The sequence below is a fragment of the Bacillus cereus group sp. BfR-BA-01383 genome (assembly GCF_022663495.1).
GTDB classification, from domain to species: Bacteria; Bacillota; Bacilli; order Bacillales; family Bacillaceae_G; genus Bacillus_A; species Bacillus_A cereus_AU.
Genome location: NZ_JAKUFP010000003.1, coordinates 76,720 through 102,151 on the forward strand (window position 1 = coordinate 76,720; position 25,432 = coordinate 102,151).

Consider the following 25,432-nt stretch of genomic DNA (forward strand, 5'->3'; position numbering starts at 1 on the left):
TCTTTATGTAGAAGAGTTTTTTCATGTACATAGAAGGGTATCGAACAATTCTCATGAATGGCTTGTTCTAATTTAGCATGTACGAACTTACAATAATAATAGACAGGCAGCATAGAGGAGGGAATAGCGTGAGGAAAGTTATTGGGTGGTCACTTTTTTTGTACGTTGGATTTGCGTTACTTATATATTGGTATTTATTTGGATGGAATCATGAACTCATTCCGGACATGTATAAAGGAACAAGTTCAGATCCAGAAACTTTTATGAATGCGAGGGAGCTTGCGCTAAGCCAAGATTATTCGCGTGTGAAAAACTTACTGTACTTTTTAGCGACGCCTCTTGAATGGATTATTTTATTATTTGTACTCGTGCTCGGTATTTCAAGAAAGTTTGAGAAATGGTCGAAGGAAACGACTAAAATAAGTGTCTTACAAGTTGCGATTTATTTCTTTTATTTATCACTACTTACAACAGCTCTTGTCCTGCCGATGCAATGGATCAGCCGTAAAGTGTCCGTTGATTACGGCATTTCAACGCAAAGTACACAAAGCTGGATAAAAGATCATGTTATCGGTTTTTGGGAGAGTTATGCGACTATGTTAATCGTAGTTACTGTTCTTTTATGGCTTATTCGTAAATTTCCAAAGAGATGGTGGTTGGCGGGATGGGCACTCTCCGTTCCGTTTACAATCTTTTTAACATTCATACAGCCTGTTATTATTGATCCGCTTTATAATGACTTCTCGACACTGAAAAATAAAGAGTTAGAAACGAAAATTTTAGCGATGGCAGATAAAGCTGATATTCCTGCTAAACATGTATATGAAGTAAATATGTCGGAAAAAACGAATGCGTTAAATGCATATGTAACAGGGATAGGCCTTAACTCGCGTATTGTAATGTGGGATACAACACTTAAGCAATTAAAAGATAAAGAGATTTTGTTTATAATGGCTCATGAAATGGGACATTATGTTATGAAACATATATATTGGGGCGTTGCGAGTTATATTTTAATATCGTTTATAGGTATGTATTTAATTAGTCGTATTTTGAATATGTGTATTCGAAAATGGGGGGATACGCTGCAAATTTCAAAAGTGGCATGTTTCTCGATATTACCTTTATTTTTCTTAATTTCCTCTGTATTATCCTTTGCATCACAACCAGCAACAAACTATGTTTCGCGTATAGAAGAACGAGCGGCAGATCAATACGCTTTAAATATGACGAAAGATGGGAAATCCGGTGTGAAAACTTTTCAATATTTATCAAAAACGAGTTTAAGTCAAGTGAATCCACCTGCGTTAGTGAAATTTTTCTTATACACGCACCCACCAATCTTTGAAAGAATTCATACGTTTGAACAATACGAAAAAGAGAAGAAGCAGTAGTGTACTGCTTCTTTTTATTGTGGAGTATTCGAGTTTTGGGAAATTATAGTGTATAATTTGTAGAATATTCAGTGAAATATTTAGGAGGTTAATATTTTGTTTCATTCAAAATCAATGCCGGCTATTAAAATGATTCTTTCGATGTCTATTTTCGGATCGATTGGATTTTTTTCTGTCCAAACGGGTTTACCATCGTTTGAATTAGTATTCGTTCGTTGTATTTGTGCGACTTTATTTTTAACATTATGTTGGTTCGTAACAGGACAATATAAAAACGAAAAATGGAATGAAAAAGAAATCGTGCAAATATTAGCGTGCGGTGTATTTCTCGTTTTTAACTGGGTATTTTTATTTAAAGCGTTTGAAGTTATGTCAATTACAATTGCGATTTCTGTCTACCACCTCGCTCCAATTATCGTATTAATGATTGGGAGTATTGTATTTAAAGAGAAGTTAACGGCATTTGCGGTTATGTCGATTGTCATTTGTTTCATTGGTACAGTTTTAGTAGCAGGGGTAGATGGAAGTGTGTCGCTTGAGAAACTCATGTCATCTGGAATGGTATGGGCACTACTTGCGGCGTTATTCTATGCTTTTACGACTTTACTAGGGAAAGGAATCCAGCATACGAGCGCATATGCGATGACATTTTTACAAACGTTTTTAGGGATATTTTTATTATTGCCATTCGTAGATTTTGGCAAGTTTCAAGGGTTAACAGAGATGAACTGGATGATGATCACAGCGACAGGACTTATACATACTGGGTTTGTATATTATTTATTTTTTGACAGTTTAAGAGACTTACCGACGAGACTGATTTCTGTACTCGTATTTTTGGATCCTGCTGTTGCGATACTTTTAGATACAGTCTTTACTGGATTTAGACCGACTAGCATGCAAATGGTAGGGATTGTGCTTATCTTTGCAGGAATGGCACTTACTTTTCGTAAGGGAACAGAGAAGGAATTATCGGTGAAGGAAAGTGCTACTTCTTAAATTTAGAGAATGAGTGTAGAGGATATCTTTGATTCATATAGAATTGAAAAAAACGAAAGTATATATTATTTGCGTCTTTTTGTGGCAATAAAGTGAAATTTAAAAATGCAAAGGAGTTCACAAAGAAATTGTAGAATATTTTATTATATAACACCTAAGATGTGACAACTTCCTTTTGAAAAAGAAAGAAGGAGGTATAAAGCAGAAAGGTAGTCAAAATGTTTCTTCTAGAAGATTGGCATTTTATCTTACATTCACCAACAAATAAGTACTCCTGAAACAATGAAGTTCAGCTTCGTATTATCAATTATTTTTCTATTTAATATAAAATAGAAATAGGGAGAGAGGACAATGAAGAAAAAAATATTGGGTGTAATGATGATTGCGACAATGGCAGGAGGTATATTTGCAGGAACGCATGTGGCGCCTGTAAAAGCGGAAGAGTACCCAGAAATGATTGTATTTGATGATGTTCCGTACGGATTTTGGGCATATGATGCTATTTTAGATTTAGCTTATAATAAAATTATAGTTGGGTATGGAAATGGAAAGTATGGTGTTGGAGATCTTACAACACGTGAACAAGTAGCTGGGGTTATTTATAAAACACTTGAAATGAAAGAAGAAGGAGCAGTAGCGAATCCATACAAAGATATTTCTGAAAGTTCTACTAATTTCCAAAAGGAAATTTTAGCATTAACAAAACGTGGTGTTTTTAAAGGTGATGCAAACGGGAACTTTAGACCGAAAGCACCAATTTCTCGAGCTGAAATGGCAGTAGTACTTCAAAAGGCATATACTTTCGAGGCAAAACAAAAGCATACATTTAAAGATGTACCAAAAGGACATTGGGCAGAAAATGCAATTAGTGCACTGCAATCTAATCAGGTTGTTACAGGAACTGGAAAAGGTATGTATGAATTAAATGCCTTTGTACCGAGAGCACAATATGCACAGTTTATAAATAATGCAATTATTAATTATCATTTGAAAGAGGATTGGAAATAGAGTGAAATAGAAAGCGCAAATAGAAATATTTGTGCTTTTTTTGTTTGTTCAAAAAAGAATTATTATCCACTAATTTGTATGTTTATTGCTGTACACAAGCTTGATAATCAACCTCGTAAAAAAGAAATGATGTGTAATATGATTCACAAAAATGTCACGAAATTCGTCGAAAAATATATTGTTACTATACCGTTTATTATGTATATTTTTAAAAAAACATGTACATATTGGGGAGATAATTTAATGAGCAAAAAATTATTAAAAACAGCTACAGCATTAACAATTATGGGTGGGGTGTTATTCTCAGCAGAGAGTAACAATGTAAAAGCGGAAAGTACGCAGTTGCAAAATACAAATACGATTGTATTTAAAGATGTACCAGAAGGACATTGGTCATATGAGGCAATTCATGATTTAGCGGCAAACGAAATTATTTTTGGATATGGAGATGGGATATTCGGTTTTGGGGATGATGTAACACGTGAGCAAGTTGCAGCTTTAATTTACCGTGTGTTTGATATGGAAGAACAAGATGAGTATGAAAACCCATATGGGGATATCGATGAAAACTCAACAGGTTTTATCGAGGAAATATTAGCTTTAACGGAAATTGGAATTTTCATGGGAGACGAGCATGGAAACTTTAGGCCGAAGGCGACGTTAACGCGTGCAGAAATGGCGCAAGTTCTTACGAATGCTTTTGACTTACAGGCAAAGGGATCTCATACGTTTAATGATGTTTCAGCAAATTCATGGGCAACAAATGCAATTAGTGCGATACAAACAAATGGTATTACAGCGGGAATCGGAGAAAATAAATTTGGTCCGTCCATGAAAGTAACAAGAGAACAATACGCACAGTTTTTATATAAAGCAATGTTGCATGATATGGAACAAGAGCAGTAATAAAGTTCAACGAATTAAAGTAGAATTTAAACATAATATAAAAAAGGTCATTGTTGTATAACAGTGGCCTTTTTTGTATGGAATAAAGCGTGAAATCATGGCGTTTTGAAAAAAATGAAATGAATTTTCAAAAAAAACTTCCTTTTCTGAAGATTTGTTATATAATATAAAACATAAAATCAAATCTGTTATAAAACAGTTTAAGAAGGGGATGCTAATATGTCGACGCAAACTTCACGGGTTACATTGGCCGGAGAAATGTTACCAGCGTATAACGAAATATTGACACCTGAGGCGCTTAGTTTTTTAAAGGAACTGCATGAAAATTTTAATGAGCGCCGCATAGAACTTTTACAAAAACGTGTGGAGAAACAAAAGAGAATTGATGCAGGGAAGTTTCCGAAGTTTTTAGAAGAAACAAAGCACATTCGTGAAGGCGATTGGACAATCGCCAAGTTGCCAAAAGATTTAGAGGATCGCCGCGTAGAGATTACTGGACCGGTAGATAGAAAAATGGTCATTAACGCTTTAAATTCAGGAGCGCATCTTTTTATGGCGGATTTTGAAGATTCGAATGCACCAACTTGGGAAAATGCGGTGGAAGGTCAAATGAACTTACGAGATGCAGTAATGGGAACGATCTCATATGAAAATGATAAAGGAAAAGAATATAGATTAAATGATAAAACAGCAGTACTTATCGTACGTCCAAGAGGATGGCATTTAGAAGAAAAACACATGCAAGTTGATGGGAAGAACATATCTGGCAGTTTAGTAGATTTCGGCTTGTATTTTTTCCATAATGCGAAAGCTCTTTTAGCAAAAGGAAGTGGCCCGTACTTTTACTTACCGAAAATGGAAAGTTACTTAGAAGCAAGATTATGGAATGACGTTTTCGTATTCGCTCAAAAGTATATCGGTATTCCGAACGGAACGATTAAAGCGACTGTGTTAATAGAAACGATTCACGCTTCATTTGAAATGGATGAAATTTTGTATGAACTAAGAGATCATTCTGCGGGTTTAAACTGCGGAAGATGGGATTATATATTTAGTTTTTTAAAGAGCTTCCGTAATCATAATGAATTTTTACTACCAGATAGAGCGCAAGTCACGATGACGGCGCCGTTTATGCGCGCGTATTCTTTGAAAGTAATTCAAACGTGTCACCGCCGTAATGCACCGGCAATTGGAGGGATGGCAGCGCAAATTCCGATTAAAAATAATCCGGAAGCAAATGAAGCTGCTTTTGAAAAAGTGCGTGCTGATAAGGAGCGCGAAGCTTTAGACGGTCATGATGGGACTTGGGTTGCCCACCCGGGACTTGTACCGGTCGCGATGGAAGTATTTAATCACATTATGAAAACACCGAATCAAATTTTTAGAAAACGTGAAGAAATATGTGTAACAGAAAAAGATTTACTAAAAGTACCGGTGGGAACGATTACAGAAGAGGGTCTTCGCACTAATATTAGCGTAGGTATTCAATATATTGCATCTTGGTTAAGCGGACGGGGAGCAGCACCAATTTATAACTTAATGGAAGATGCGGCAACAGCGGAAATTTCAAGGGCACAAGTGTGGCAATGGATTCGTCATGAAGGCGGAAAATTACAGGATGGCCGCAATATTACATTTGAATTAATGGAAGAATTAAAAGAAGAAGAATTAACAAAAATAGAAAGAGAGATTGGTAAGGAAGCGTTTCAGAAAGGGAGATTCCAAGAAGCGACAGTGTTGTTTACAAATCTCGTTCAGAATGATGATTTTGTACCGTTTTTAACATTACCGGGTTATGAAATTTTATAAAGTGAAAAGGGGATGGAACATATGAAAAACGAAAGAATCGAGAAATTACAAGAGAGCTGGGAATTAGATAAGCGCTGGAAAGGGATCACACGTCCATATTCAGCAGAAGATGTAATTCGTTTGCGCGGATCGATTGATATTGAACATACATTAGCACGCCGCGGTGCAGAGAAGCTTTGGAAATCGCTTCATACGGAAGATTATATAAACGCACTTGGCGCATTAACAGGAAACCAAGCGATGCAGCAAGTAAAAGCTGGGTTAAAAGCAATTTATTTAAGTGGTTGGCAAGTAGCAGCTGATGCAAATCTTTCTGGACATATGTATCCAGATCAAAGTTTATATCCAGCAAACAGCGTACCAGCTGTAGTAAAACGAATTAACCAAACACTTCAACGTGCTGACCAAATTCAGCATATGGAAGGAAGCGGTGATACAGATTATTTCGTACCGATTGTAGCAGATGCAGAAGCGGGGTTTGGCGGACAATTAAACGTATTCGAACTTATGAAAGGCATGATTGAAGCGGGGGCATCAGGTGTACACTTTGAAGATCAATTATCTTCAGAGAAAAAATGTGGTCATCTGGGCGGAAAAGTATTACTACCAACGCAAACAGCGGTACGTAATTTAATTTCTGCACGCCTTGCTGCGGACGTAATGGGAGTGCCGACAATTATTGTTGCAAGAACAGATGCAGATGCAGCAGATTTAATTACGAGCGATATTGATCCTGTTGATAAAGCGTTTATTACAGGAGAAAGAACACCAGAAGGATTTTATCGTACGAAAGCAGGTCTTGATCAAGCAATTGCGCGCGGTTTAGCGTATGCACCGTATGCAGACCTAGTTTGGTGTGAAACATCTGAACCAAGCTTAGAAGATGCAAAACGATTTGCGGATGCAATTCATAAAAAATATCCAGGGAAATTACTAGCTTACAACTGTTCACCTTCATTTAACTGGAAACAAAAACTAGATGAAAAAACGATTGCGACGTTCCAAAAAGAAATCGCATCTTACGGTTACAAATTCCAGTTCGTAACACTTGCTGGATTCCACTCATTAAACTACGGTATGTTTGAACTAGCACGCGACTATAAAGAGCGCGGCATGGCAGCGTACTCTGAACTACAACAAGTTGAATTCGCAGCCGAAAAACATGGTTACTCTGCAACACGTCATCAACGCGAAGTAGGAACAGGTTACTTTGATGAAGTAGCACAAGTTATTACAGGCGGTACTTCATCAACGACAGCTTTAAAAGGATCTACGGAAGAAGAGCAGTTTACGAAGTAAAAGGAAGGTGATCACTTAATCGTGATCACCTTTTTGTTTTTTTGGATAGTGCCGGTAGTAAACGAATTTATATCAACGATTCGAAAAGATATATCGATTTATCGAAAAAAACAGCAATAATATTAAATCCACTCTTTACCATGTTCACGAATAAACTTCATATCTTTTTCGTAATGATCCAGATGGCCTTCATCTATCATTCTTTGGAAATTCCCATCGCCTTCTTTGGCTTTTCTCTTCATATATGTACATAACCCTTCTAAGCGAAGTAATACCATTCCTAAGTAATCCTCGTCCATACTTTTACCGTAGGACTGAGCAAACAATCTCACTCTTTCTTTCATACGGCCGGCATGTTGCGACGAGTCATAATGAACGGCCTCACCTGATTCTGTATAATACACTCTACTTAAAGGCACACAAGTATAAAGCGTATAAGCTATATCCCAAAGTCTTGGACCAGGAGCAGCAACATCGAAATCAATGTGAGATTATATTTTAACATTTATCAAAAATAAATGTAATCGTATTCAAGTGATGTGTTTGTTCATGTAATGTTGAAATTTTTATATGTTAATATAATATATTTGCGATCGTATACTCGACTTAATTTGTCAGTTATTTTCAAAAAAGATTGTACATTTCATTTTAAATATGCTATGATGATGTCAGTTGAATAGTTAAATTAAGCAATCCATATGTTATCAAGTGCTGAAAACGAACGAGAAAAAGTATGTGAGAACTAGTTGATGTTTCGTATTTGATAATGTGTGGATTCTTTGTTTATACAGGAAGACTAAAATAAATTGTATTTTCTTAGGAGGAAATAATCATGGCAGTAACAGGACAAGTAAAATGGTTTAACAACGAAAAAGGCTTCGGTTTCATCGAAGTTCCAGGCGAAAACGATGTATTCGTACATTTCTCTGCAATCGAAACTGAAGGTTTCAAATCTCTAGAAGAAGGTCAAAAAGTTAGCTTCGAAATCGAAGACGGTAACCGTGGACCTCAAGCTAAAAACGTAATCAAACTATAATTTATAGTTGATGATGGAAAAAAGGATGGCTGCTGCCATCCTTTTTTTGTTGTCTAGATATACGAGCATTGTTATTCTACTAGTGATAAGGACAGGGGGATTAGGAAAGAAAGGAAGAGAATGTGTATGATTGAAAAATATACAAATGAAGTTATACTTGACGTGTATCGAGGTAACGAAGAGAACTTGAAACATACGATTGAAGAGATAAAAGCGTACGCGAAAACGTATGAATATGATAAAGTGACGTTAATCGATTTGAAGAAATCGCATTCTCATGTTTTGGATGAGGAACGATATATAATCTTATTACAAATCGAAAGAGATACAGAAAACCTCGGAAGAAAATATGAATATGAAGAAGAAAAAGTATGCGGCTTTTTTGGGGATGAAGAAGAGTGAAAGGCATTCCACAAAGGAAGGCCTTTTATTGTTCTTTTTCCGCTTTTTTCTTCTCACGTTTCTTACATTCTGGACATTTCGAATTACGAAAAGGCTTGACGAATAGTAATAAAATGAAAAATAAACCGAATATAATACTAGCTGAGTTTTTTACTTTTACGATCACAATGCTGCTATCTTTCATTTGAATGGTTGGTTGAATCTCTTTTTCTTCCATAAGGAACCTCCATATATTGGATTTGTATTTTAATTATAGCAAAGTTGATTGATGTAATGCTGTGAAAAGGGGAAGTGATTATAATTATTTGTAGCTAATATAAATGTTTTTTGCATAGGTTTTAATGTGATTATTTGTATATTAATCTTTTGTAATTTTAAGGATACTTGATAAATGATAAAAGATTGTAAAAAAGCGGAATCGGTAAAGTATTTCCTTTTTGTAAGTGCTAAAATTATATATGCAGCTGCTAATATAAATAAAAAGATAAAGGAGATAGAGGAATATGGAAAGTAAAGTGGAACGCTATGTCGAAAATTATGTTGTAAATAAAAATACGATGGCCTTACTTCCTGTTATTCTAAGTGAAAAGAAAACTGTTACGCGAGTTGTTGAAATGGATGATTCTTTCTTCGTATTTCAAAAGCCTTTAGATATTATAGAAAGAAGTTGCCGCAAACATGGTTCTAGCTTCTTAGGTAGAAAAGAAGGAACGAAAGAGTTAACCCATATTACACATAAAGCGCCGATTGCGATTAGTCCGACAGATCAACTTTATTTTTTCCCTACCTATTCGTACTCTAGAAAAGAGTGCGCGTGGTTATCTCATTTTTATATTGAAAGTAATAAAGAATTAAAAGATGGAAATCTTATTATTAGATTTATAAATGGCTTTGCTGTGAAATTAGAAATATCAAAAACTAGTTTTGAAAATCAGCAAAACCGTACAGCGAAATTACGAACAGAGTATGAAGATCGTAGGAAAAAACAAGGAAATCCTTGTTTTAAAGAGATTGATAAAAAAGAGGAATTAACCTTAAGACCAGCTTATGAGAAAGTGTATTTTGTTAAGGAAGGAGACGTGTAATATAAGAAAAGCTGTCTCTAAAATGTTGCTTTAAGCGACATTTTAGGACAGCTTTTTTATCTCATTTAAATATTTTTGGTAATTCACTAGTTTTCGGGAGTATAAAGGGAAATCTATTGGATAGAGTGTTATTAATATGTAACATCTTGTCAAATATTGATAGATTATCATAGCTAAATAATGAAGGGATTCTAATGAAAGATATGGAAATTTAATAATTACGTCTCCATATGTCGTATCTACCATTTCCTCTTTTATTTAAGCAATGATAAAGTAGAGGTAGTAATTAGAGTAAAGGGGTAAAGTGTAGAATGGATTTTCAGTCAATCAAAGAGTATTTTTCACCAGAAAATATGGATCATATTGTTGAAAGTTATAAGGCGTTCGGACCACTTCTTGGTATTGGTTTACCGATGATAGAGGCGCTCATTCCAGCGTTGCCACTTATTGTGTTTGTGTTGGCGAATGCTGTTGCATTTGGCTTTTGGTATGGATTTATTTATTCGTGGCTTGGATCAGTAATAGGTGCGTTACTCGTATTTTTCATCATTCGCAGCTTTGGACGAAGTCGTTTCTTTTCTTTTGTAAATAAACATGAGAGAGTGCGAAAGGCAATGGGATGGATTGAAAGAAAGGGATTCGCACCAATTTTTGTCATATTTTGTTTTCCATTCACACCATCTGCGCTTATAAACGTTGTAGCTGGTTTATCTCGTATTAGCGTAAAACAGTTTGGATTAGCATTAGCATTTGGCAAGCTTGTGATGATTTTTATTTTAACGTATATCGGCCATGATTTAATGTCATTTATTCATAATCCGGTGAAATCAGTAATTGTAGCGATTGGTATTTTTGTTTTATGGTATGTCGGTAAAAAAATCGAAGTAAAGTTAGAACTACATTAAAAATAGTCTTCTTTATAAGTGCAGGCTTCATTATTAAAGGATAAGGGGAGAAGCGGATGAAGAAAACTTTGAAAAAAGAAGGCATAGAGTGGATACGAACAATCTTAATTGGTGTACTATTAGCTGTATTTTTTCGAACGTTTTTCTTTTCAACGTATGTTGTAGAGGGGAAATCAATGATGCCTACATTACAAGATGGCAATATGCTTGTTGTAAATAAGGTGAGTTATCAAGTAGGGGACTTGAACAGGTTCGATGTTGTTGTGTTTCATGCGAATAAAAAAGAGGACTATGTAAAACGGATTATCGGTTTACCTGGGGATCATATTGAATATAAGCATGATAAGCTTTATATAAATGGACAATTCGTAGATGAACCTTATTTAGAGGCGTATAAGAAAGAGATAAACGGAAGACAATTAACAGGTGACTTTAAACTAGAAGAGTTAACGAAAGAAAAGTCGGTGCCACCTGGATATATCTTTGTAATAGGTGATAACCGCCTTGGCAGCTGGGATAGTAGGCACTTTGGTTTTGTAAAAGCTGATACAGTTGTCGGTAAAGTTGATTTACGATATTGGCCGATTCGAGAGGTGCAAACGAATTTTTCAAAAGGTTGATATAATGAAGTAGAAGTATAGAAAAGACAAACAACTCAGTTTGTCTTTTTTCGTGTCCTATAATACAATTATAGTAGCAAACTAACGTTCGTTATGTAAGTGAAAGGTGGGGTTACATGTCACTTCGATTTGTGATTGGTAGAGCGGGAAGTGGAAAAAGTACACTTTGTTTACGCGAAGTGCAAGAAGAGTTGAAACAGCGCCCGAAAGGGAAAACAATATTATATCTTGTGCCAGAACAGATGACATTCCAAACGCAGCAGGCGTTAATTGGGAGCGAGGATGTAAGAGGTTCTATTCGGGCACAAGTTTTTAGTTTTTCACGATTAGCGTGGAAGGTGTTGCAAGAAGTTGGCGGAGCGAGTCGTCTTCATATTGATGAAGCGGGCGTACATATGTTACTTCGTAAAATTGTAGAGTCTCGTAAAGACGGACTATCAGTGTTTCAAAAAGCAGCGGAGCAAAATGGTTTCTTTGAACATCTAGGTAGTATGATTGCAGAGTTTAAACGTTACAATGTGACGCCATCAAACGTATATGAAATGTGGCAACAATTAGATGCACATAGTAGTAGTGCAGAGCAAAAATTGCTAGCAAATAAAGTGTATGATTTACAGTTATTATATGATGATTTTGAACGTGCTTTAATCGGCAAATATTTAGATTCAGAAGACTATTTACAATTACTAGTGGAAAAGCTTCCGCAGTCTGAATATGTAAAAGGTGCTGAAATTTATATAGATGGATTTCATTCATTCTCCCCGCAAGAGCTTGAAATTTTAAGGCAGCTTATGATTTGCGGAGCGAGAGTCACAATTGCGTTAACGATAGATGAAAAAACGTTAGCACAGCCAGTAAATGAACTAGATCTATTTTATGAAACGACGTTAACGTATGAAAAGATAAAACAAGTAGCGCGTGAAGAGAAAATAGAAATTGAAAAAACAATTCCACTTATGGAACAGCCGCGTTTTCATTCTCCGGCATTAGCTCATTTAGAAGCTCATTATGAAGCGCGTCCGAATGAAAAGTTTCACGGTGAAGCAAGTGTAACGATTAGTACAGCCGCGAATTTACGAGCTGAAGTAGAAGGTGTTGCTCGTGAAATTCGTAAACTTGTCGGGGATGAACAGTATCGTTACCGAGATATTGCAGTCCTTCTTCGTAACGGAGAAAGTTATTACGATGTGATGCGAACGTTATTTACGGATTATAATATTCCGCATTTCATCGATGAAAAACGCCCAATGTCACATCATCCATTAGTAGAATGCATTCGTTCTGCTTTAGAAATTATTAGTGGGAACTGGCGCTACGACACGGTGTTCCGCTGCGTGAAAACAGAGCTTTTATATCCGCTAGACGTAAGAAAAGAAGCGATGCGCGAAGAGATGGATGAGTTTGAGAATTACTGTTTAGCGTACGGTGTACAAGGGAAGAGGTGGACTTCTGAGGATCCATGGATGTATCGCCGCTATCGTTCACTTGACGATACAAACGGAATGATAACAGACAGTGAACGTGAAGTGGAAGAGAAAATAAATCGACTACGTGACGTTGTAAGAACGCCTGTTATTCGCATGCAAAAAAGACTGAAGCGTGCGGGAACTGTTATGCAAATGTGCGAAGCAGTATATTTATTTTTAGAGGAGCTTGACGTTCCGAAAAAACTAGAAGAATTACGTATTCGTGCAGAAGAAAGTGGAGATTTCTTATTTGCGACAGACCATGAGCAAGTGTGGGAAGAGGTAATGAGCCTTCTTGATACGTTTGTAGAGATGCTTGGTGAAGAGAAAATGTCACTTTCTATGTTTACAGACGTTATGTCGACAGGGCTTGAGGCGCTTCAATTCGCTAACATTCCGCCGTCATTAGACCAAGTATTAGTTGCGAATATTGATCACTCTCGCTTATCAAACGTGAAAGCAACATTTATTATCGGCGTAAATGAAGGCGTCATTCCAGCAGCACCGATGGATGAAGGAATGCTTTCTGATGAGGAAAGAGAAGTTCTTGGCGCGGCAGGAATTGAATTAGCGCCAACGACGAGACAAACTTTATTAGAAGAACAGTTCGTTATGTATCAAATGGTAACGAGAGCGACTGAGAAATTATATATTTCATGCCCGCTTGCAGATGAAGAAGGAAAGACGTTACTTGCGTCTAGCTTTATTAAGAAAATAAAAAGAATGTTCCCTGATGTAAAAGACTCGTTCATTACGAATGACGTAAACGACTTATCACGTTCAGAACAAATCTCATACGTAGCAACGCCAGAAGTGACGTTATCTTACGTTATGCAGCAATTACAAACGTGGAAGCGATACGGATTTGAAGGGAATTTAGACTTTTGGTGGGACGTATATAATTTCTATGTGACTTCAGATGAATGGAAACAAAAAAGTAGCCGCGTGCTATCAAGTTTATTCTACCGAAATCGTGCGCAGAAACTAAGTACAGCTGTAAGTAGAGATTTATACGGAGATACAATTAAGGGAAGCGTCTCTCGTATGGAACTATTTAACCGTTGTGCGTACGCTCATTTTGCGCAGCACGGTTTATCGCTTAGAGAGCGTGATATTTTCAAACTTGATGCGCCAGATATCGGTGAGTTATTCCATGCTGCACTAAAGAAAATTGCGGACAAGTTATTACGTGAAAACCGCACTTGGGCGGATTTATCAATAAAAGAGTGTGAGCATCTTTCTGTTTTAGTAATAGAAGAAATCGCACCGTTATTACAAAGGCAAATTTTATTAAGTTCAAACCGTCATTTCTATTTAAAACAAAAACTACAACAAATCATTTTCCGTACGTCGATCATTCTTCGTGAACATGCGAAGTCAAGCGGATTCGTACCAGTTGATTTAGAAGTGCCGTTCGGTATGGGCGGTACAGGATCGCTTCCGCCAATGGAATTTACGTTGCCAAATGGTGTGAAGATGGAAGTTGTCGGCCGTATTGACCGTGTTGATAAGGCAGAAGATGAGAGTGGTACGTTCCTGCGTATTATTGATTATAAATCAAGTTCAAAAGCGTTAGACTTAACGGAAGTGTATTACGGCTTAGCACTTCAAATGTTAACGTATTTAGATGTTGTTACTTCAAATGCACAGACGTGGATGAAAAAAGGCGGGACAGCATCACCGGCTGGTGTACTGTACTTCCATATCCATAACCCAATCGTGGAGATGAAAGGTGACGCATCTGAAGCTGAAATCGAAAAGGAAATTTTAAAGAAATTTAAAATGAAAGGACTCGTGCTAGGAGATGCTGATGTTGTTCGTTTAATGGATAACAAACTCACAACAGGAAGCTCTGATATTATTTCTGCTGGTCTGAAAAAAGACGGTAGCTTTAGTGCGCGTTCAAGTATTGCAAGTGAGCAAGAATTTAACGTACTGCAAAAATACGTACACCATACCTTTGAAAATATCGGGAAAGACATTACAGAAGGTGTTATTGATATTGCTCCTTATAAAATGGGGAATAAAGCGGCATGTACGTTCTGTAACTTCAAATCTGTTTGTCAGTTTGATGAGTCACTTGAAGATAATCAGTTCCGATCGTTAAAAGACATGAAAGATAGCGAAGCGATGGAGAAAATAAGAGAGGAGGTTGGCGGAGGATGATAGAAAGTTGGCCTAAAAAACCAGAAGGTAGTCAATGGACAGATGACCAGTGGAAAGCCGTTGTAGCGAACGGACGAGATATTTTAGTTGCGGCTGCAGCTGGATCAGGTAAAACAGCGGTATTAGTTGAACGTATTATTAAAAAAATTATTAACGAAGAAAATCCAGTCGATGTCGACCGCCTGCTCGTTGTAACATTTACGAATGCAGCGGCGCAAGAAATGAAAAACAGAATTGGGGAAGCGTTAGAAAAAGTATTAATTGATGGGTCAGGTTCACAGCATATAAGAAAGCAGCTTAGCTTATTAAATAAAGCTTCTATTTCGACGATCCATTCATTTTGTTTACAAGTTATTAGAGGATATTATTACATGCTGGATGTCGATCCTCGTTTTCGTATTGCGAACCAAACAGAAAATGAGTTGCTAAAAGAAGAAGTGCTAGATGACATATTAGAAGAAGAGTACGGAATTGAGGATAATACGATATTCTTTGAACTCGTTGATCGTTATACGAGCGACCGTAGTGATGATGACTTACAACGTATGATTTTAGCGCTTCATACGGAATCAAGAGCGCATCCGAACCCGGAAAAATGGCTTGATAAATTAGTAGAAGCATACGACGTGGAAGGAAAAACAATTGAAGATTTAGTATACGCTTCATATTTATTAGAAGATGTGAAATTCCAGCTTGAAACAGCGGAAAAGCATATTCGGAAAGCGACAGAACTCGCAATGCTTCCTGACGGTCCAGCGCCTCGCGTTGAAACGTTACAAGCGGATGTAGCTTTACTTGGAACGTTATCATCAGCAGCTCATGAGTCGTGGACAAGCGTGTATGAAGCGATGCAAAATGTATCGTGGCAAACGTTAAAGCGTATTAAGAAAAGTGATTACAATGAAGATGTTGTAAAGCAAGTAGATTCTCTTCGCAATAAAGCGAAAGATGAAGTGAAGAAATTACAAGAAGAGCTATTTAGCCGCAGACCAGAAAGTTTCTTACGAGATTTTCAAGATATGCATCCTGTATTAGAAAAACTCGTTCAGCTCGTAAAAGTATTTACAGAGCGTTTCCAAGCGATGAAGCGCGATAAAGGAATGGTCGATTTCACAGATTTAGAGCATTTCTGTTTACAAATTTTAAGTGAGCAAAGTGAAAATGGTGAAATGAAGCCGTCAGCAGTAGCGTTGCAATATCGTAATAAATTTGCTGAAGTACTAGTCGATGAATATCAAGATACGAACTTCGTACAGGAATCGATTATTAAATTCGTAACGAAAGATTCTGAGAGTGAAGGAAACTTATTCATGGTTGGGGACGTAAAACAGTCAATTTATCGTTTCCGACTAGCAGAACCAGGCTTGTTCCTAGGGAAGTATAAACGCTTCACACAAGAGGGATTAGACGGCGGAATGAAGATTGACTTAGCGAAAAACTTCCGTAGTCGTCATGAAGTGCTAGCAGGTACGAACTTTATCTTCAAACAAATTATGGGCGAAGAAGTTGGGGAGATTGACTACGATGCTGACGCGGAATTAAAGCTAGGTGCTAGCTATCCAGAAGGTGAAGATGTAGCGGCAGAACTGTTATGTATTCAGCAAACGGAAGAAGAAGTGCAAGACGGAGAAGAAGGTGCAGAAGTAGAAAAAGCACAGTTAGAGGCCCGTCTTATGGCGCAAAGAATTAAAGCGATGGTTGATTCAGGTTATGAAGTGTATGACCGTAAAACTGATAGTATGCGACAAGTACAATACCGTGATTTCGTTATTTTACTTCGCTCCATGCCGTGGGCGCCGCAAATTATGGAAGAGTTAAAATTGCAAGGAATTCCAGTATATGCTGACCTTGCGACTGGTTACTTTGAAGCGATAGAAGTAAATATTATGATGAACGTATTCCGCGTGATTGATAATCCGATGCAAGATATTCCGCTTGCAGCAGTGCTTCGTTCACCGATCGTTGGATTAAATGATGAAGAACTTGCGACGCTTCGGGCTCACGGAAAGAAAGGTTCGTTTTATGAAGTAATGAGCTCGTTCTTAAAAGGAGCACCGCTTGAAGAAGAGCAAGAACTACATGACAAATTAGAGTGGTTTTATAACTTACTGCAAGGATGGCGTGAATTTGCGCGTCAACAATCACTTTCTGATTTAATTTGGAAAGTGTACGGTGAGACAGGTTATTACGATTTCGTTGGCGGTTTACCAGCTGGAAAGCAAAGGCAGGCAAACTTACGCGTACTATATGACCGCGCAAGACAATATGAAGCAACATCGTTTAGAGGATTATTCCGCTTCTTACGCTTTATTGAGCGTATTTTAGAACGTGGTGATGACATGGGTACGGCGAGAGCTCTTGGAGAACAAGAAGACGTCGTTCGCATTATGACGATTCATAAAAGTAAAGGGCTAGAGTTCCCAGTCGTATTTGTAGCTGGACTTGGTCGCCGTTTTAATACACAAGATTTAATGAAACGTTTCTTACTTCATAAAGATTTCGGTTTCGGTTCACAATTTATCGATCCTCGTAAACGAATTAAATATACGACATTATCGCAATTAGCGATTAAGCGTAAAATGAAGATGGAATTAATTGCGGAAGAAATGCGCGTACTATACGTAGCGTTAACGCGTGCAAAAGAGAAGTTAATTTTAATCGGAACAGTTAAGGATGCAAATAAAGAAATGGAAAAATGGCTCGATGCGAGGGGGCATAGTGAATGGTTATTACCAGATCATATTCGTGCCGGAGCGTCTTGTTATTTAGACTGGATTGCCCCTTCGCTATATAGACATCGGGATAGTGAAATGCTACTTGAATTAGGACAAGGAAATATTCCAGGTGAAATTTATGGGTATGACACTAGCTGGAAAGTAGAAGTTGTTGATGGCAACGCGTTACTTGCACCAGAACCAGTTCAAGAAGAGAAACAAGAGTTGTTAGAAGCACTTCGTGAGAAAAAGGCCGTTCCGTTAGAGAGTGAACGAAAAGGAGAAGTGTACGACAGATTAATGTGGAAGTACGGACATGAGGATGCAACATCCCACCGTGCGAAGCAATCTGTTACAGAGATAAAGAGAAATTATCAATCAGAAGATGGTAGCGATAACGCCTTTATTAAAAAACTGCGTGCACCAATTAAAACACGTCCTCGTTTTATGGAGAAAAAAGGATTAACATACGCAGAGCGTGGAACAGCAGTCCATGCAGTTATGCAACATGTAGATTTGAAGAAACCAATTACAATTGAAGTTCTTCAAGAACAAATTGCAAGAATGGTAAATAAAGAACTATTAACATTTGAGCAAGCTGAAGAAATAGCGATTGAAAAAGTAATTTCATTCTTTGAAAGTAATCTTGGTAAAAGAGTATTAGCCGCGAAAAGTGTAGAGCGTGAAGTACCATTTACGATGATGCTTTCAGCAGAAGAAGCGTATCAAGATTGGCAAGGGAAGAAAGGCGAATCAATACTTGTCCAAGGGGTTATCGACTGCATGATCGAAGAGGAAGACGGAATTACGTTAATCGACTTTAAAACAGATACGATTGAAGGGAAATTCCCAGGCGGATTCGATCAAGCGAAACCAATTTTAGAAGATCGATACAAAGTACAACTATCACTATATGCAAAAGCACTCGAGAAAAGCTTACAACATTCTGTGAAAGAGAAATGTTTATACTTCTTTGATGGGAATCATGTTGTGAATATTGAGGAATAAGGTTTGGAAAGGGGCCATGTAGTATGGCAACGTTAAGAACTTGTGACAATGGACATGAGTATTATAAAAGTAGCGACTGTCCAACTTGCCAAACCTGTGAGAAAGAGAGAAAGCCAAAAGAAGGTTTTCTCTCTCTTCTTTCAGCGCCAGCAAGAAGGGCATTAGAACATCATGGGGTTCATACTGTAGAAGAACTCTCAAAGTATAGCGAGAAAGAAATTTTAAAACTGCATGGCATAGGGCCTGCGTCTTTGCCTAAATTGAGAGCGGCTCTAGAGGAAAAGGGATTATCATTTAAATAAAATGAAATTGTAATTAGCGTGGGAATAAGAAAAAAGTAGGAGAGCATCTCCTACTTTTTTTACGCTGTTCCAATCTGATCTTGATCTGCCACATCAGAATCAAACGTATTTGTTGCACTAACGCCGTTAAACGTATTTACGACAAATCCAACATTGGAAGCTCCAGATCCGTTATAAGCTTTCGTATTTTCTTTCGGAGACACGTTATAAAAATCTCCTAAATTGAAAGACCCATTACTGTTTTGAACGACGAGATTCCCCACAACCGAAGGCATACCATTCACCTACTTCACTAAGCTTTTTAATTACTATATGAATTATTTAGAAGAAGGTTCATCAGTAATGTATTGCCTGATTTGCATAATACGAGAGTTATTAAAAGCATAATCAACATTTCCGATTTGAAAGCAACCAGAATTTAAAAGTGTTCGCAATTCAACATTGTTTACTTCGATAAAAGGACACTCATTTATAATATTTACTTTTACATCTGTTGTTCGCTTTGGAATAGTAATATGTTCATCTGTGAAAATTTCAAAAGCATCTAAGCGACCTTCTCCTTTTAAATAAAAAGGAATTTCCCGATGAACCAAAAGCGCCCTGCTTTTTAATTCCATTTGATTTGCATCACCAACTTGAAATACTGCAGCAATCCCCAAAGAAATAATAGAAACATTTTGGACAACTGAAACATGATGTAACATAATTTTGAGTCTCCTCAACCTGGAGTCGTAGGGACAGCTGTTACTAATGGTACAAATGGTCCCTCTGTAACGGATTCGAATGGCGTATCAAGAATAGAAGTAAGGATGAGAAGGTTTGCATCTCCGATTAAAAATAATGCGGAAGAAGAAACCCCGTTCATTTTAATCTGCCCTACTTTTAACTCGCGGTTTACAACATTTAAATTCATACATACTTACTCCTTTCGAAAATTGCCCGGTATGTGTTGGATAAAGGAAAGAAAGGCTTTGTCAATATCTTGTTTCATTGCTTGAATAATGACGTCTCGTAAATAATCGGGATCTGTTGAAATGCCCTCATACGATTGAACTTGTGATAAATAATACGGAAGTCTATGCTCCATCTGTTTTTTTATGTCATCGACCATCATTTGTCGATACATCTCATCAAGAGGGGTTCTCTCTTCTTGTTCAAAATGGAGAATTCGATTATATGCTTCTTCATCTAAATAGCGATGCATTTCTTGAAGGATACCTTGATAAAAATCTGGATTGGTGTCTGTTTCAGGATTGACTTTCAACGTTTCTGTATCCACTTGAAAATCTTCAATTTGCTGCCCTTTTGTCGCAAATGGATTTAAACCAATATTTAAAGTGCCGTTTAAATTTTCTACTTTTAATTGATCGAATTTATATTCCACTTTTCCTATAGAAGAGGAGGGGCGACTTTTTAATTCAGTAAGCTCTTCTTGTAATAGGCGAACTTGATTTTCTAGGTTAAGGATGGCTGCTTGTTGTGTTTGGAGAGCTTGCTGAAGTTGGTGTAAGTAAGTATATATATCTTGATTCATTTTGTGAAACCTCCTTTTCAATAGGGAGGGTACATTACTGCTATATATTTATGATAAGGATGGCCTAAGAAGAACTAGTTGAAAGGCTTTATGGAAATAATTTGTCCTTTCGCATTCAAAGGGCGAAGAGGTGCTGTAAATCCACCGCTATTTGAGAATTTAGATAGAGCTTTAATACTTCCGGCAGTACCAATTTGAAATACAGAAGAGGTTGTAATGCTATCGATTTTAATACTGTTGATGATGATGCTTTGGTTTACATAAAAATTCAATGTAATCGCCTCCTTTAAGTTGAACCAATTATTGCTTGATCGATTACATCTGAATCATTGACAGTCGTTGAGCTTTGATAATTGTAGACAGAGACGTTATCTCCAACATTAAATGAACCGGCTCCGGCAAAAGCGCGTGAATAACTAATAGGCCTAATAGCAAATACATCTCCAATATGAAAAATACCACTTGATCCGATATTAACGATACGAATATGTCCGACCATAGCTGGCATACAAAACACCCTTCGTTTTTTAAATTTTCTTTTCTACTATTGTATGGGCGTTTTCAATAAAATGTGTATTTTTTTGAAATAAAAGAAACACACACGCTATTGCGTATGTGTTTCGAATATTTGAGTGTGCGTGCAATCTGTGTGTATATGCCAAATAACATTTAAGAGCCTGTCCAGTTCTTGGCTACAATCCACTGTTTTTTGAGAAGTCATTCCGTAGCGTTCAGCAAAATAGATCATTTTTTCGCGTTTTTTTTCGATAGCTTGCTCAAACATTGAAATCGGCTCCATCTCTCAATAAATTTTTATGTATATATTTAGTACATATTATACAAAAATCCCATAAAAAAGAAACGTATTCGCTAAAAAAAGTATAATTTCTACATTTTATGTCAAATAGTTGCTGAGTAACGAATTGGATACGAGAAGAATATTGTAAAAATTAGCGTGCATGAGAAGGTTTTTTTCTTACGGATGCGAATACAATTAAAGGGTATGAGTTTTAGGATGGAGAGTGGAAATATTGCGTTTTGTAACGGCGAAGAAAGAAGAAAAGGTATTTGTAGGTATCGTGGATGAAGAAGAAGAAAAGGTATTGCATTTAAGAGAAGCACAAAGGCAAAAAGGGGAAAAGGTTACAATTCCTATTACAATGCTAGAGTGTATTGAAAGAGGGACTGAATGCTTTGAAAAAGTATGTGAAATTGTAAATTGGGCAAAAGAGAACGGGGAAGCGGCGTATTATCCGTTAACAGAGGTGAAAATATTAGCACCGATTCCAAGGCCAAGAAAGAATATTCTGTGCGTTGGAAAAAACTATCGTGAGCATGCAGTGGAAATGGGCGGAGTAGAGTCTATTCCAGAAAATATAATGATCTTTACGAAAGCACCCACAACAGTTATTGGCACGAATGAGTACATTAATGGTCACCCTCACGCAACGGATGAACTAGACTATGAAGGCGAACTAGCTATCATTATTGGCAAGCGAGGGAAACAAATAAAAAAAGAAAAAGCACTTGAGCATGTTTTTGGTTATACGGTTATAAATGATGTAACTGCTCGAGACATTCAAAGGAAGCATAAACAGTTTTTCCTTGGAAAAAGCTTCGATACGTTTTGTCCGATGGGACCGTATTTAATTCATAAATCAATGGTTAAGACGCCGAATGCATTACACATTGAAACAGTAGTAAATGGAGAAGTAAGGCAAACTTCAAACACAAATAAAATGATTTTTTCGATAGAAGAAATTATTTCAACGATAAGTAAAGGGATGACATTAGAACCAGGAGATATTATTGCAACAGGAACGCCGGCTGGTGTAGGAAAAGGTTTCACACCACCGAAATTTTTGCATGCAGGTGATGAAGTGGTCATTACAGTAGAAGAAATCGGTACACTGCGAAATATAGTGAAATGAAGAAGGGAGCTATCTTATCAAAAGATAGCTCTTTTTTATGGCCTTGGGTTATTGAAAAAATCTAAAATAGCGAAAATATACAATCCGATGAGTGCTAACGTACAAATTCCGATTAGCATAACGGCAAGAGAACTTCTTTCACGGCCAAACCCGATAACTGTAAGGAAAACGGCAGCCCAAAATGAGGCTTTAAGTAGTGTGAATGTATGAGGCGTTGAATAGTGACTGAGTAACGTTGTAGATAATAGGAATCCGATGAATGTAATGGAAATAAGAATAGTAGCTAAATAGTTAATATGTTTGCCATATTTCAAAAGCATACAATTACCCCCTTTTAAAAACAGAATATTCATTTTTATTTTACGGTAAATTACTAAAAAAAGAAAGAGGCAGTCCTAATGTAGGAATGCCTCACTATTATTAAGATAATACAGCTTTAATTTTTTGGAACGCCCACTCTAAATCTTCTTCAGAGATTACTAGAGGTGGTGCGATACGAATTACATTTTCATGTGTTTCTTTACATAATAGCCCAGCTGCTTTTAATTGTTCACAGTAAGGACGAGCTGGCTCGTTTAATTCGATACCGATGAATAAACCTTTACCGCGAACTTCAGTGATCATTGGGTTATCAATTTCTTTTAATTGCCCAACTAATTTTTCTCCTAATTGAAGAGAACGCTCTGTTAATTTTTCTTCTTCTAATACTTCAAGAGCTGCGATAGACACGGCACATGCAAGTGGGTTACCACCGAATGTAGAACCGTGAGAACCTGGCTCAAATACGCCTAAAATGTCGCGGTTTGCTGCTACGCAAGAAATTGGGAATACGCCGCCACCAAGTGCTTTACCAAGTATGTACATGTCAGGAGTTACATCGTCCCAGTCACAAGCAAATACTTTACCAGTACGGCCTAAGCCTGTTTGGATTTCATCTGCTACGAATAAAACGTTTTCTTTTTTACATACTTCAAGAGCTTCTTTTAAGTAACCAGCTGGTGGGATGTTAATTCCTGCTTCACCTTGAATTGGCTCTAAAATGAATGCTGCTGTGTTTGGCGTAATTGCAGCTTTTAATGCTTCTAAATCACCGTAAGGAATTACAATGATGCCAGGAAGCATTGGACCGAATCCACGCTTGTACTCTTCATTTGAAGACATAGAAACAGAACCCATCGTGCGTCCGTGGAAGTTATCTTCACAAACGATGATTTCAGCACGGTTTGCTTCTACTTTCTTCACATCATAAGCCCAGCGACGAACTGTTTTAATTGCAGTTTCAACAGCTTCAGCACCTGTGTTCATAGGAAGTACCATTTCTTTATTAGTTAGTTTCGCAACTTTTTCGTACCAAGGACCTAATTGATCACTATGGAAAGCACGAGAAGTTAACGTAACACGATTTGCTTGGTCGATTAAAGCGTTAATAATTTTTGGATGGCGATGACCTTGGTTTACTGCAGAATATGCACTTAGTAAGTCCATATAGCGGTTTCCTTCAGGGTCTTCTACCCAAACACCCTCTGCTTTAGAGATAACGATCGGAAGTGGATGGTAGTTATTTGCTCCGTATGTGTCTGTAAGTTCGATAATATCCTTAGTTTGAATCATGATTGTTCCCCCTTTTGTTATTACAAGAAGTTTGTAAATACTCTAAATATTATAGCATTTAAATATAAAAAAGCGAAACATTTCCTGAAAATAAATGAACATGTTATCATATAAAGTGAAAAAGTGTGAAAAGAGGAGGTAAGGGATACGATGGTACATATGCATATTACAGCATGGGCGTTAGGTTTAATTTTATTCTTTGTGGCGTATTCACTTTATTCGGCAGGAAGAAAAGGTAAAGGTGTACATATGGGGCTTCGCCTAATGTATATCATCATTATTGTGACAGGCTTCATGTTGTACATGAGTATTGTGAAAACAGCAACAGGTAGCATGCACATGTGGTACGGCATGAAAATGCTAGCAGGTATTTTAGTGATCGGTGGCATGGAAATGGTTCTTGTAAAAATGAGCAAAAACAAACCAACAGGGGCGGTTTGGGGCTTATTTATTGTCGCGCTAGTAGCAGTATTTTACCTTGGACTGAAATTACCGATTGGTTGGAAAGTATTTTAATTACAAATAAAACCACCTTATAATCTCAAATATTTGGGAGATAAGGTGGTTTTTATTTTTATGTCGCATCGATATGCAGCTCTTCTCCATTTACTTTCGTAAAACGGAACATGTTTTTATTTGATGTAGCGTGGCGTACGAAATGATGCTGCAGTGTACAGATCATTTCTTCATTATCGAATAAAAGAATATTTACTCCCTCGCACGTTTCCTCTTTTGGTAAGAAGGATAAATAATTATGACAATACATACAATCATATAAAGAGTAATGAAGTGATTGTAATGCCTCTGTTAATAATGTAAAGACAGAATCAGGTAATTCCTCAAGCCATTCGTTATAACTAAGAAGTAATTTTTTACGAATTCGTATCATTTCTCCATTTTGAAGAGGGTGTTGTTCATCTGCGATTTGCAATATATTTTGTTCATAAAAACGAGCGGGTAGCCAGTTGTTGTTATATAAAACTTCAAAACCATCTTCGGCAATATCTTCTAGTAAAAAGGCTTCCTCATTTTCGTCATCAAAAAATATCCATTCATTATTTATATATTCTACATTGCCGACGGTATGAGCGCGGGGCTGGTTATATAAAATATGTTTACGTTGTATCATACATGATTTCTCCTTTATTGAAAGTAGTTATTCTTGTTATAGACAGTTCGTGCATTCTTTATAACTAGACACATCTAGACATAGGTGGGCATACAATAAAACACGTTT

Annotated in this window: 27 protein-coding genes and 1 pseudogene; 16 read left to right on the forward strand and 12 right to left on the reverse strand. The window is 37.0% G+C overall.

Annotated elements, in window-relative coordinates:
- The first annotated feature begins 128 nt into the window (after positions 1-128).
- From MR065_RS04275 to aceA, 6 genes are all read left to right on the forward strand, one after another.
- Entirely contained in the window at positions 129-1,394 is a 1,266-nt protein-coding gene (locus MR065_RS04275; protein WP_242212629.1) for a M48 family metallopeptidase, read from the forward strand.
- Positions 1,395-1,490: 96 nt separating this feature from the next.
- Positions 1,491-2,393, forward strand: coding sequence for a DMT family transporter (locus MR065_RS04280; protein ID WP_242212630.1), 903 nt, complete (start codon positions 1,491-1,493; stop codon positions 2,391-2,393).
- 351 nt (positions 2,394-2,744) lie between these two features.
- Positions 2,745-3,401, forward strand: a complete 657-nt coding sequence (locus tag MR065_RS04285) for an S-layer homology domain-containing protein (protein WP_242212631.1) — start codon at positions 2,745-2,747, stop codon at positions 3,399-3,401.
- Between the two features lie 138 nt (positions 3,402-3,539).
- The gene (locus MR065_RS04290) at positions 3,540-4,307 is read left to right on the forward strand and encodes an S-layer homology domain-containing protein (protein ID WP_242212632.1); all 768 of its coding nucleotides are present in this window, start codon (positions 3,540-3,542) and stop codon (positions 4,305-4,307) included.
- A 219-nt stretch (positions 4,308-4,526) separates the two neighbouring features.
- Positions 4,527-6,116, forward strand: a complete 1,590-nt coding sequence (aceB, locus tag MR065_RS04295) for a malate synthase A (RefSeq protein WP_242212633.1) — start codon at positions 4,527-4,529, stop codon at positions 6,114-6,116.
- Between the two features lie 21 nt (positions 6,117-6,137).
- Positions 6,138-7,415 (forward strand): isocitrate lyase, encoded by a 1,278-nt coding sequence (gene aceA, locus MR065_RS04300; protein ID WP_242212634.1) that lies wholly within the window; start codon positions 6,138-6,140, stop codon positions 7,413-7,415.
- A 122-nt stretch (positions 7,416-7,537) separates the two neighbouring features.
- On the opposite strand, the pseudogene MR065_RS04305 reads toward aceA, so the two are convergent.
- Positions 7,538-7,900 (reverse strand): annotated as a pseudogene (locus MR065_RS04305) (aminoglycoside phosphotransferase); the annotation flags it as partial.
- A gap of 347 nt (positions 7,901-8,247) precedes the next feature.
- Between MR065_RS04305 and cspA the strand changes: the two are divergent.
- Positions 8,248-8,451 carry an RNA chaperone/antiterminator CspA gene (gene cspA / locus MR065_RS04310; RefSeq protein ID WP_000301521.1) on the forward strand — a complete coding sequence of 68 codons (204 nt, stop codon included), beginning with the start codon at positions 8,248-8,250 and terminating at the stop codon, positions 8,449-8,451.
- A gap of 126 nt (positions 8,452-8,577) precedes the next feature.
- Positions 8,578-8,853, forward strand: a complete 276-nt coding sequence (locus MR065_RS04315) for a hypothetical protein (protein WP_242212635.1) — start codon at positions 8,578-8,580, stop codon at positions 8,851-8,853.
- 25 nt (positions 8,854-8,878) lie between these two features.
- Here MR065_RS04315 and MR065_RS04320 read toward each other — a convergent pair whose 3' ends face one another.
- Positions 8,879-9,070: a hypothetical protein gene (locus MR065_RS04320; protein WP_242212636.1), complete on the reverse strand. Its 192-nt coding sequence runs from the start codon at positions 9,068-9,070 to the stop codon at positions 8,879-8,881.
- Positions 9,071-9,356: 286 nt separating this feature from the next.
- On the opposite strand from MR065_RS04320, the gene MR065_RS04325 reads away from it, so the two are divergent.
- The 6 genes from MR065_RS04325 (at position 9,357) to MR065_RS04350 (ending at position 19,119) form a co-directional block, all read left to right on the forward strand.
- The gene (locus tag MR065_RS04325) at positions 9,357-9,938 is read left to right on the forward strand and encodes a competence protein ComK (RefSeq protein WP_098990164.1); all 582 of its coding nucleotides are present in this window, start codon (positions 9,357-9,359) and stop codon (positions 9,936-9,938) included.
- A 311-nt stretch (positions 9,939-10,249) separates the two neighbouring features.
- The gene (locus tag MR065_RS04330) at positions 10,250-10,843 is read left to right on the forward strand and encodes a TVP38/TMEM64 family protein (RefSeq protein WP_097903932.1); all 594 of its coding nucleotides are present in this window, start codon (positions 10,250-10,252) and stop codon (positions 10,841-10,843) included.
- 56 nt (positions 10,844-10,899) lie between these two features.
- Positions 10,900-11,463, forward strand: a complete 564-nt coding sequence (gene lepB, locus MR065_RS04335; protein ID WP_097903933.1) for a signal peptidase I — start codon at positions 10,900-10,902, stop codon at positions 11,461-11,463.
- A 116-nt stretch (positions 11,464-11,579) separates the two neighbouring features.
- The gene (gene addB / locus MR065_RS04340) at positions 11,580-15,095 is read left to right on the forward strand and encodes a helicase-exonuclease AddAB subunit AddB (protein ID WP_242212637.1); all 3,516 of its coding nucleotides are present in this window, start codon (positions 11,580-11,582) and stop codon (positions 15,093-15,095) included.
- Positions 15,092-18,817: a helicase-exonuclease AddAB subunit AddA gene (addA, locus tag MR065_RS04345; protein WP_242212638.1), complete on the forward strand. Its 3,726-nt coding sequence runs from the start codon at positions 15,092-15,094 to the stop codon at positions 18,815-18,817. Before addB ends, addA begins: the two co-directional genes overlap by 4 nt.
- A gap of 23 nt (positions 18,818-18,840) precedes the next feature.
- Entirely contained in the window at positions 18,841-19,119 is a 279-nt protein-coding gene (locus tag MR065_RS04350) for an RNA polymerase alpha subunit C-terminal domain-containing protein (RefSeq protein ID WP_242212639.1), read from the forward strand.
- A 59-nt stretch (positions 19,120-19,178) separates the two neighbouring features.
- On the opposite strand, the gene gerPF is transcribed toward MR065_RS04350, so the two are convergent.
- From gerPF to MR065_RS04385, 7 genes are all read right to left on the reverse strand, one after another.
- Positions 19,179-19,394 carry a spore germination protein GerPF gene (gene gerPF, locus MR065_RS04355; protein ID WP_001141566.1) on the reverse strand — a complete coding sequence of 72 codons (216 nt, stop codon included), beginning with the start codon at positions 19,392-19,394 and terminating at the stop codon, positions 19,179-19,181.
- A gap of 42 nt (positions 19,395-19,436) precedes the next feature.
- The gene (locus tag MR065_RS04360; RefSeq protein WP_242212640.1) at positions 19,437-19,823 is read right to left on the reverse strand and encodes a spore germination protein GerPE; all 387 of its coding nucleotides are present in this window, start codon (positions 19,821-19,823) and stop codon (positions 19,437-19,439) included.
- Between the two features lie 14 nt (positions 19,824-19,837).
- Positions 19,838-20,032 (reverse strand): spore gernimation protein GerPD, encoded by a 195-nt coding sequence (locus MR065_RS04365; protein WP_128855499.1) that lies wholly within the window; start codon positions 20,030-20,032, stop codon positions 19,838-19,840.
- A gap of 6 nt (positions 20,033-20,038) precedes the next feature.
- On the reverse strand, positions 20,039-20,653 hold the full coding sequence (gene gerPC, locus MR065_RS04370; RefSeq protein WP_128855498.1) for a spore germination protein GerPC: 615 nt from the start codon (positions 20,651-20,653) through the stop codon (positions 20,039-20,041).
- 74 nt (positions 20,654-20,727) lie between these two features.
- Positions 20,728-20,925, reverse strand: coding sequence for a spore germination protein GerPB (gene gerPB, locus MR065_RS04375; protein WP_128282130.1), 198 nt, complete (start codon positions 20,923-20,925; stop codon positions 20,728-20,730).
- Positions 20,926-20,939: 14 nt separating this feature from the next.
- Entirely contained in the window at positions 20,940-21,161 is a 222-nt protein-coding gene (gene gerPA, locus MR065_RS04380; protein WP_001111191.1) for a spore germination protein GerPA, read from the reverse strand.
- Between the two features lie 96 nt (positions 21,162-21,257).
- Positions 21,258-21,437 (reverse strand): aspartyl-phosphate phosphatase Spo0E family protein, encoded by a 180-nt coding sequence (locus tag MR065_RS04385; RefSeq protein WP_242212641.1) that lies wholly within the window; start codon positions 21,435-21,437, stop codon positions 21,258-21,260.
- A 247-nt stretch (positions 21,438-21,684) separates the two neighbouring features.
- On the opposite strand from MR065_RS04385, the gene MR065_RS04390 reads away from it, so the two are divergent.
- Positions 21,685-22,584 carry a fumarylacetoacetate hydrolase family protein gene (locus MR065_RS04390; RefSeq protein WP_242212642.1) on the forward strand — a complete coding sequence of 300 codons (900 nt, stop codon included), beginning with the start codon at positions 21,685-21,687 and terminating at the stop codon, positions 22,582-22,584.
- 35 nt (positions 22,585-22,619) lie between these two features.
- Here the strand turns inward: MR065_RS04390 and MR065_RS04395 are convergent, their stop codons facing one another.
- Positions 22,620-22,904 carry a hypothetical protein gene (locus tag MR065_RS04395; RefSeq protein ID WP_097903943.1) on the reverse strand — a complete coding sequence of 95 codons (285 nt, stop codon included), beginning with the start codon at positions 22,902-22,904 and terminating at the stop codon, positions 22,620-22,622.
- Between the two features lie 100 nt (positions 22,905-23,004).
- Entirely contained in the window at positions 23,005-24,195 is a 1,191-nt protein-coding gene (gene rocD, locus MR065_RS04400) for an ornithine aminotransferase (protein WP_097903944.1), read from the reverse strand.
- A gap of 150 nt (positions 24,196-24,345) precedes the next feature.
- Here rocD and MR065_RS04405 point away from each other — a divergent pair, with 150 nt between their 5' ends.
- Complete coding sequence (locus MR065_RS04405; RefSeq protein WP_000233498.1) at positions 24,346-24,711, forward strand: YisL family protein; 366 nt, start codon at positions 24,346-24,348, stop codon at positions 24,709-24,711.
- 58 nt (positions 24,712-24,769) lie between these two features.
- On the opposite strand, the gene MR065_RS04410 is transcribed toward MR065_RS04405, so the two are convergent.
- Entirely contained in the window at positions 24,770-25,324 is a 555-nt protein-coding gene (locus MR065_RS04410) for a DUF2777 domain-containing protein (protein WP_242212643.1), read from the reverse strand.
- Positions 25,325-25,432 lie beyond the last annotated feature (108 nt).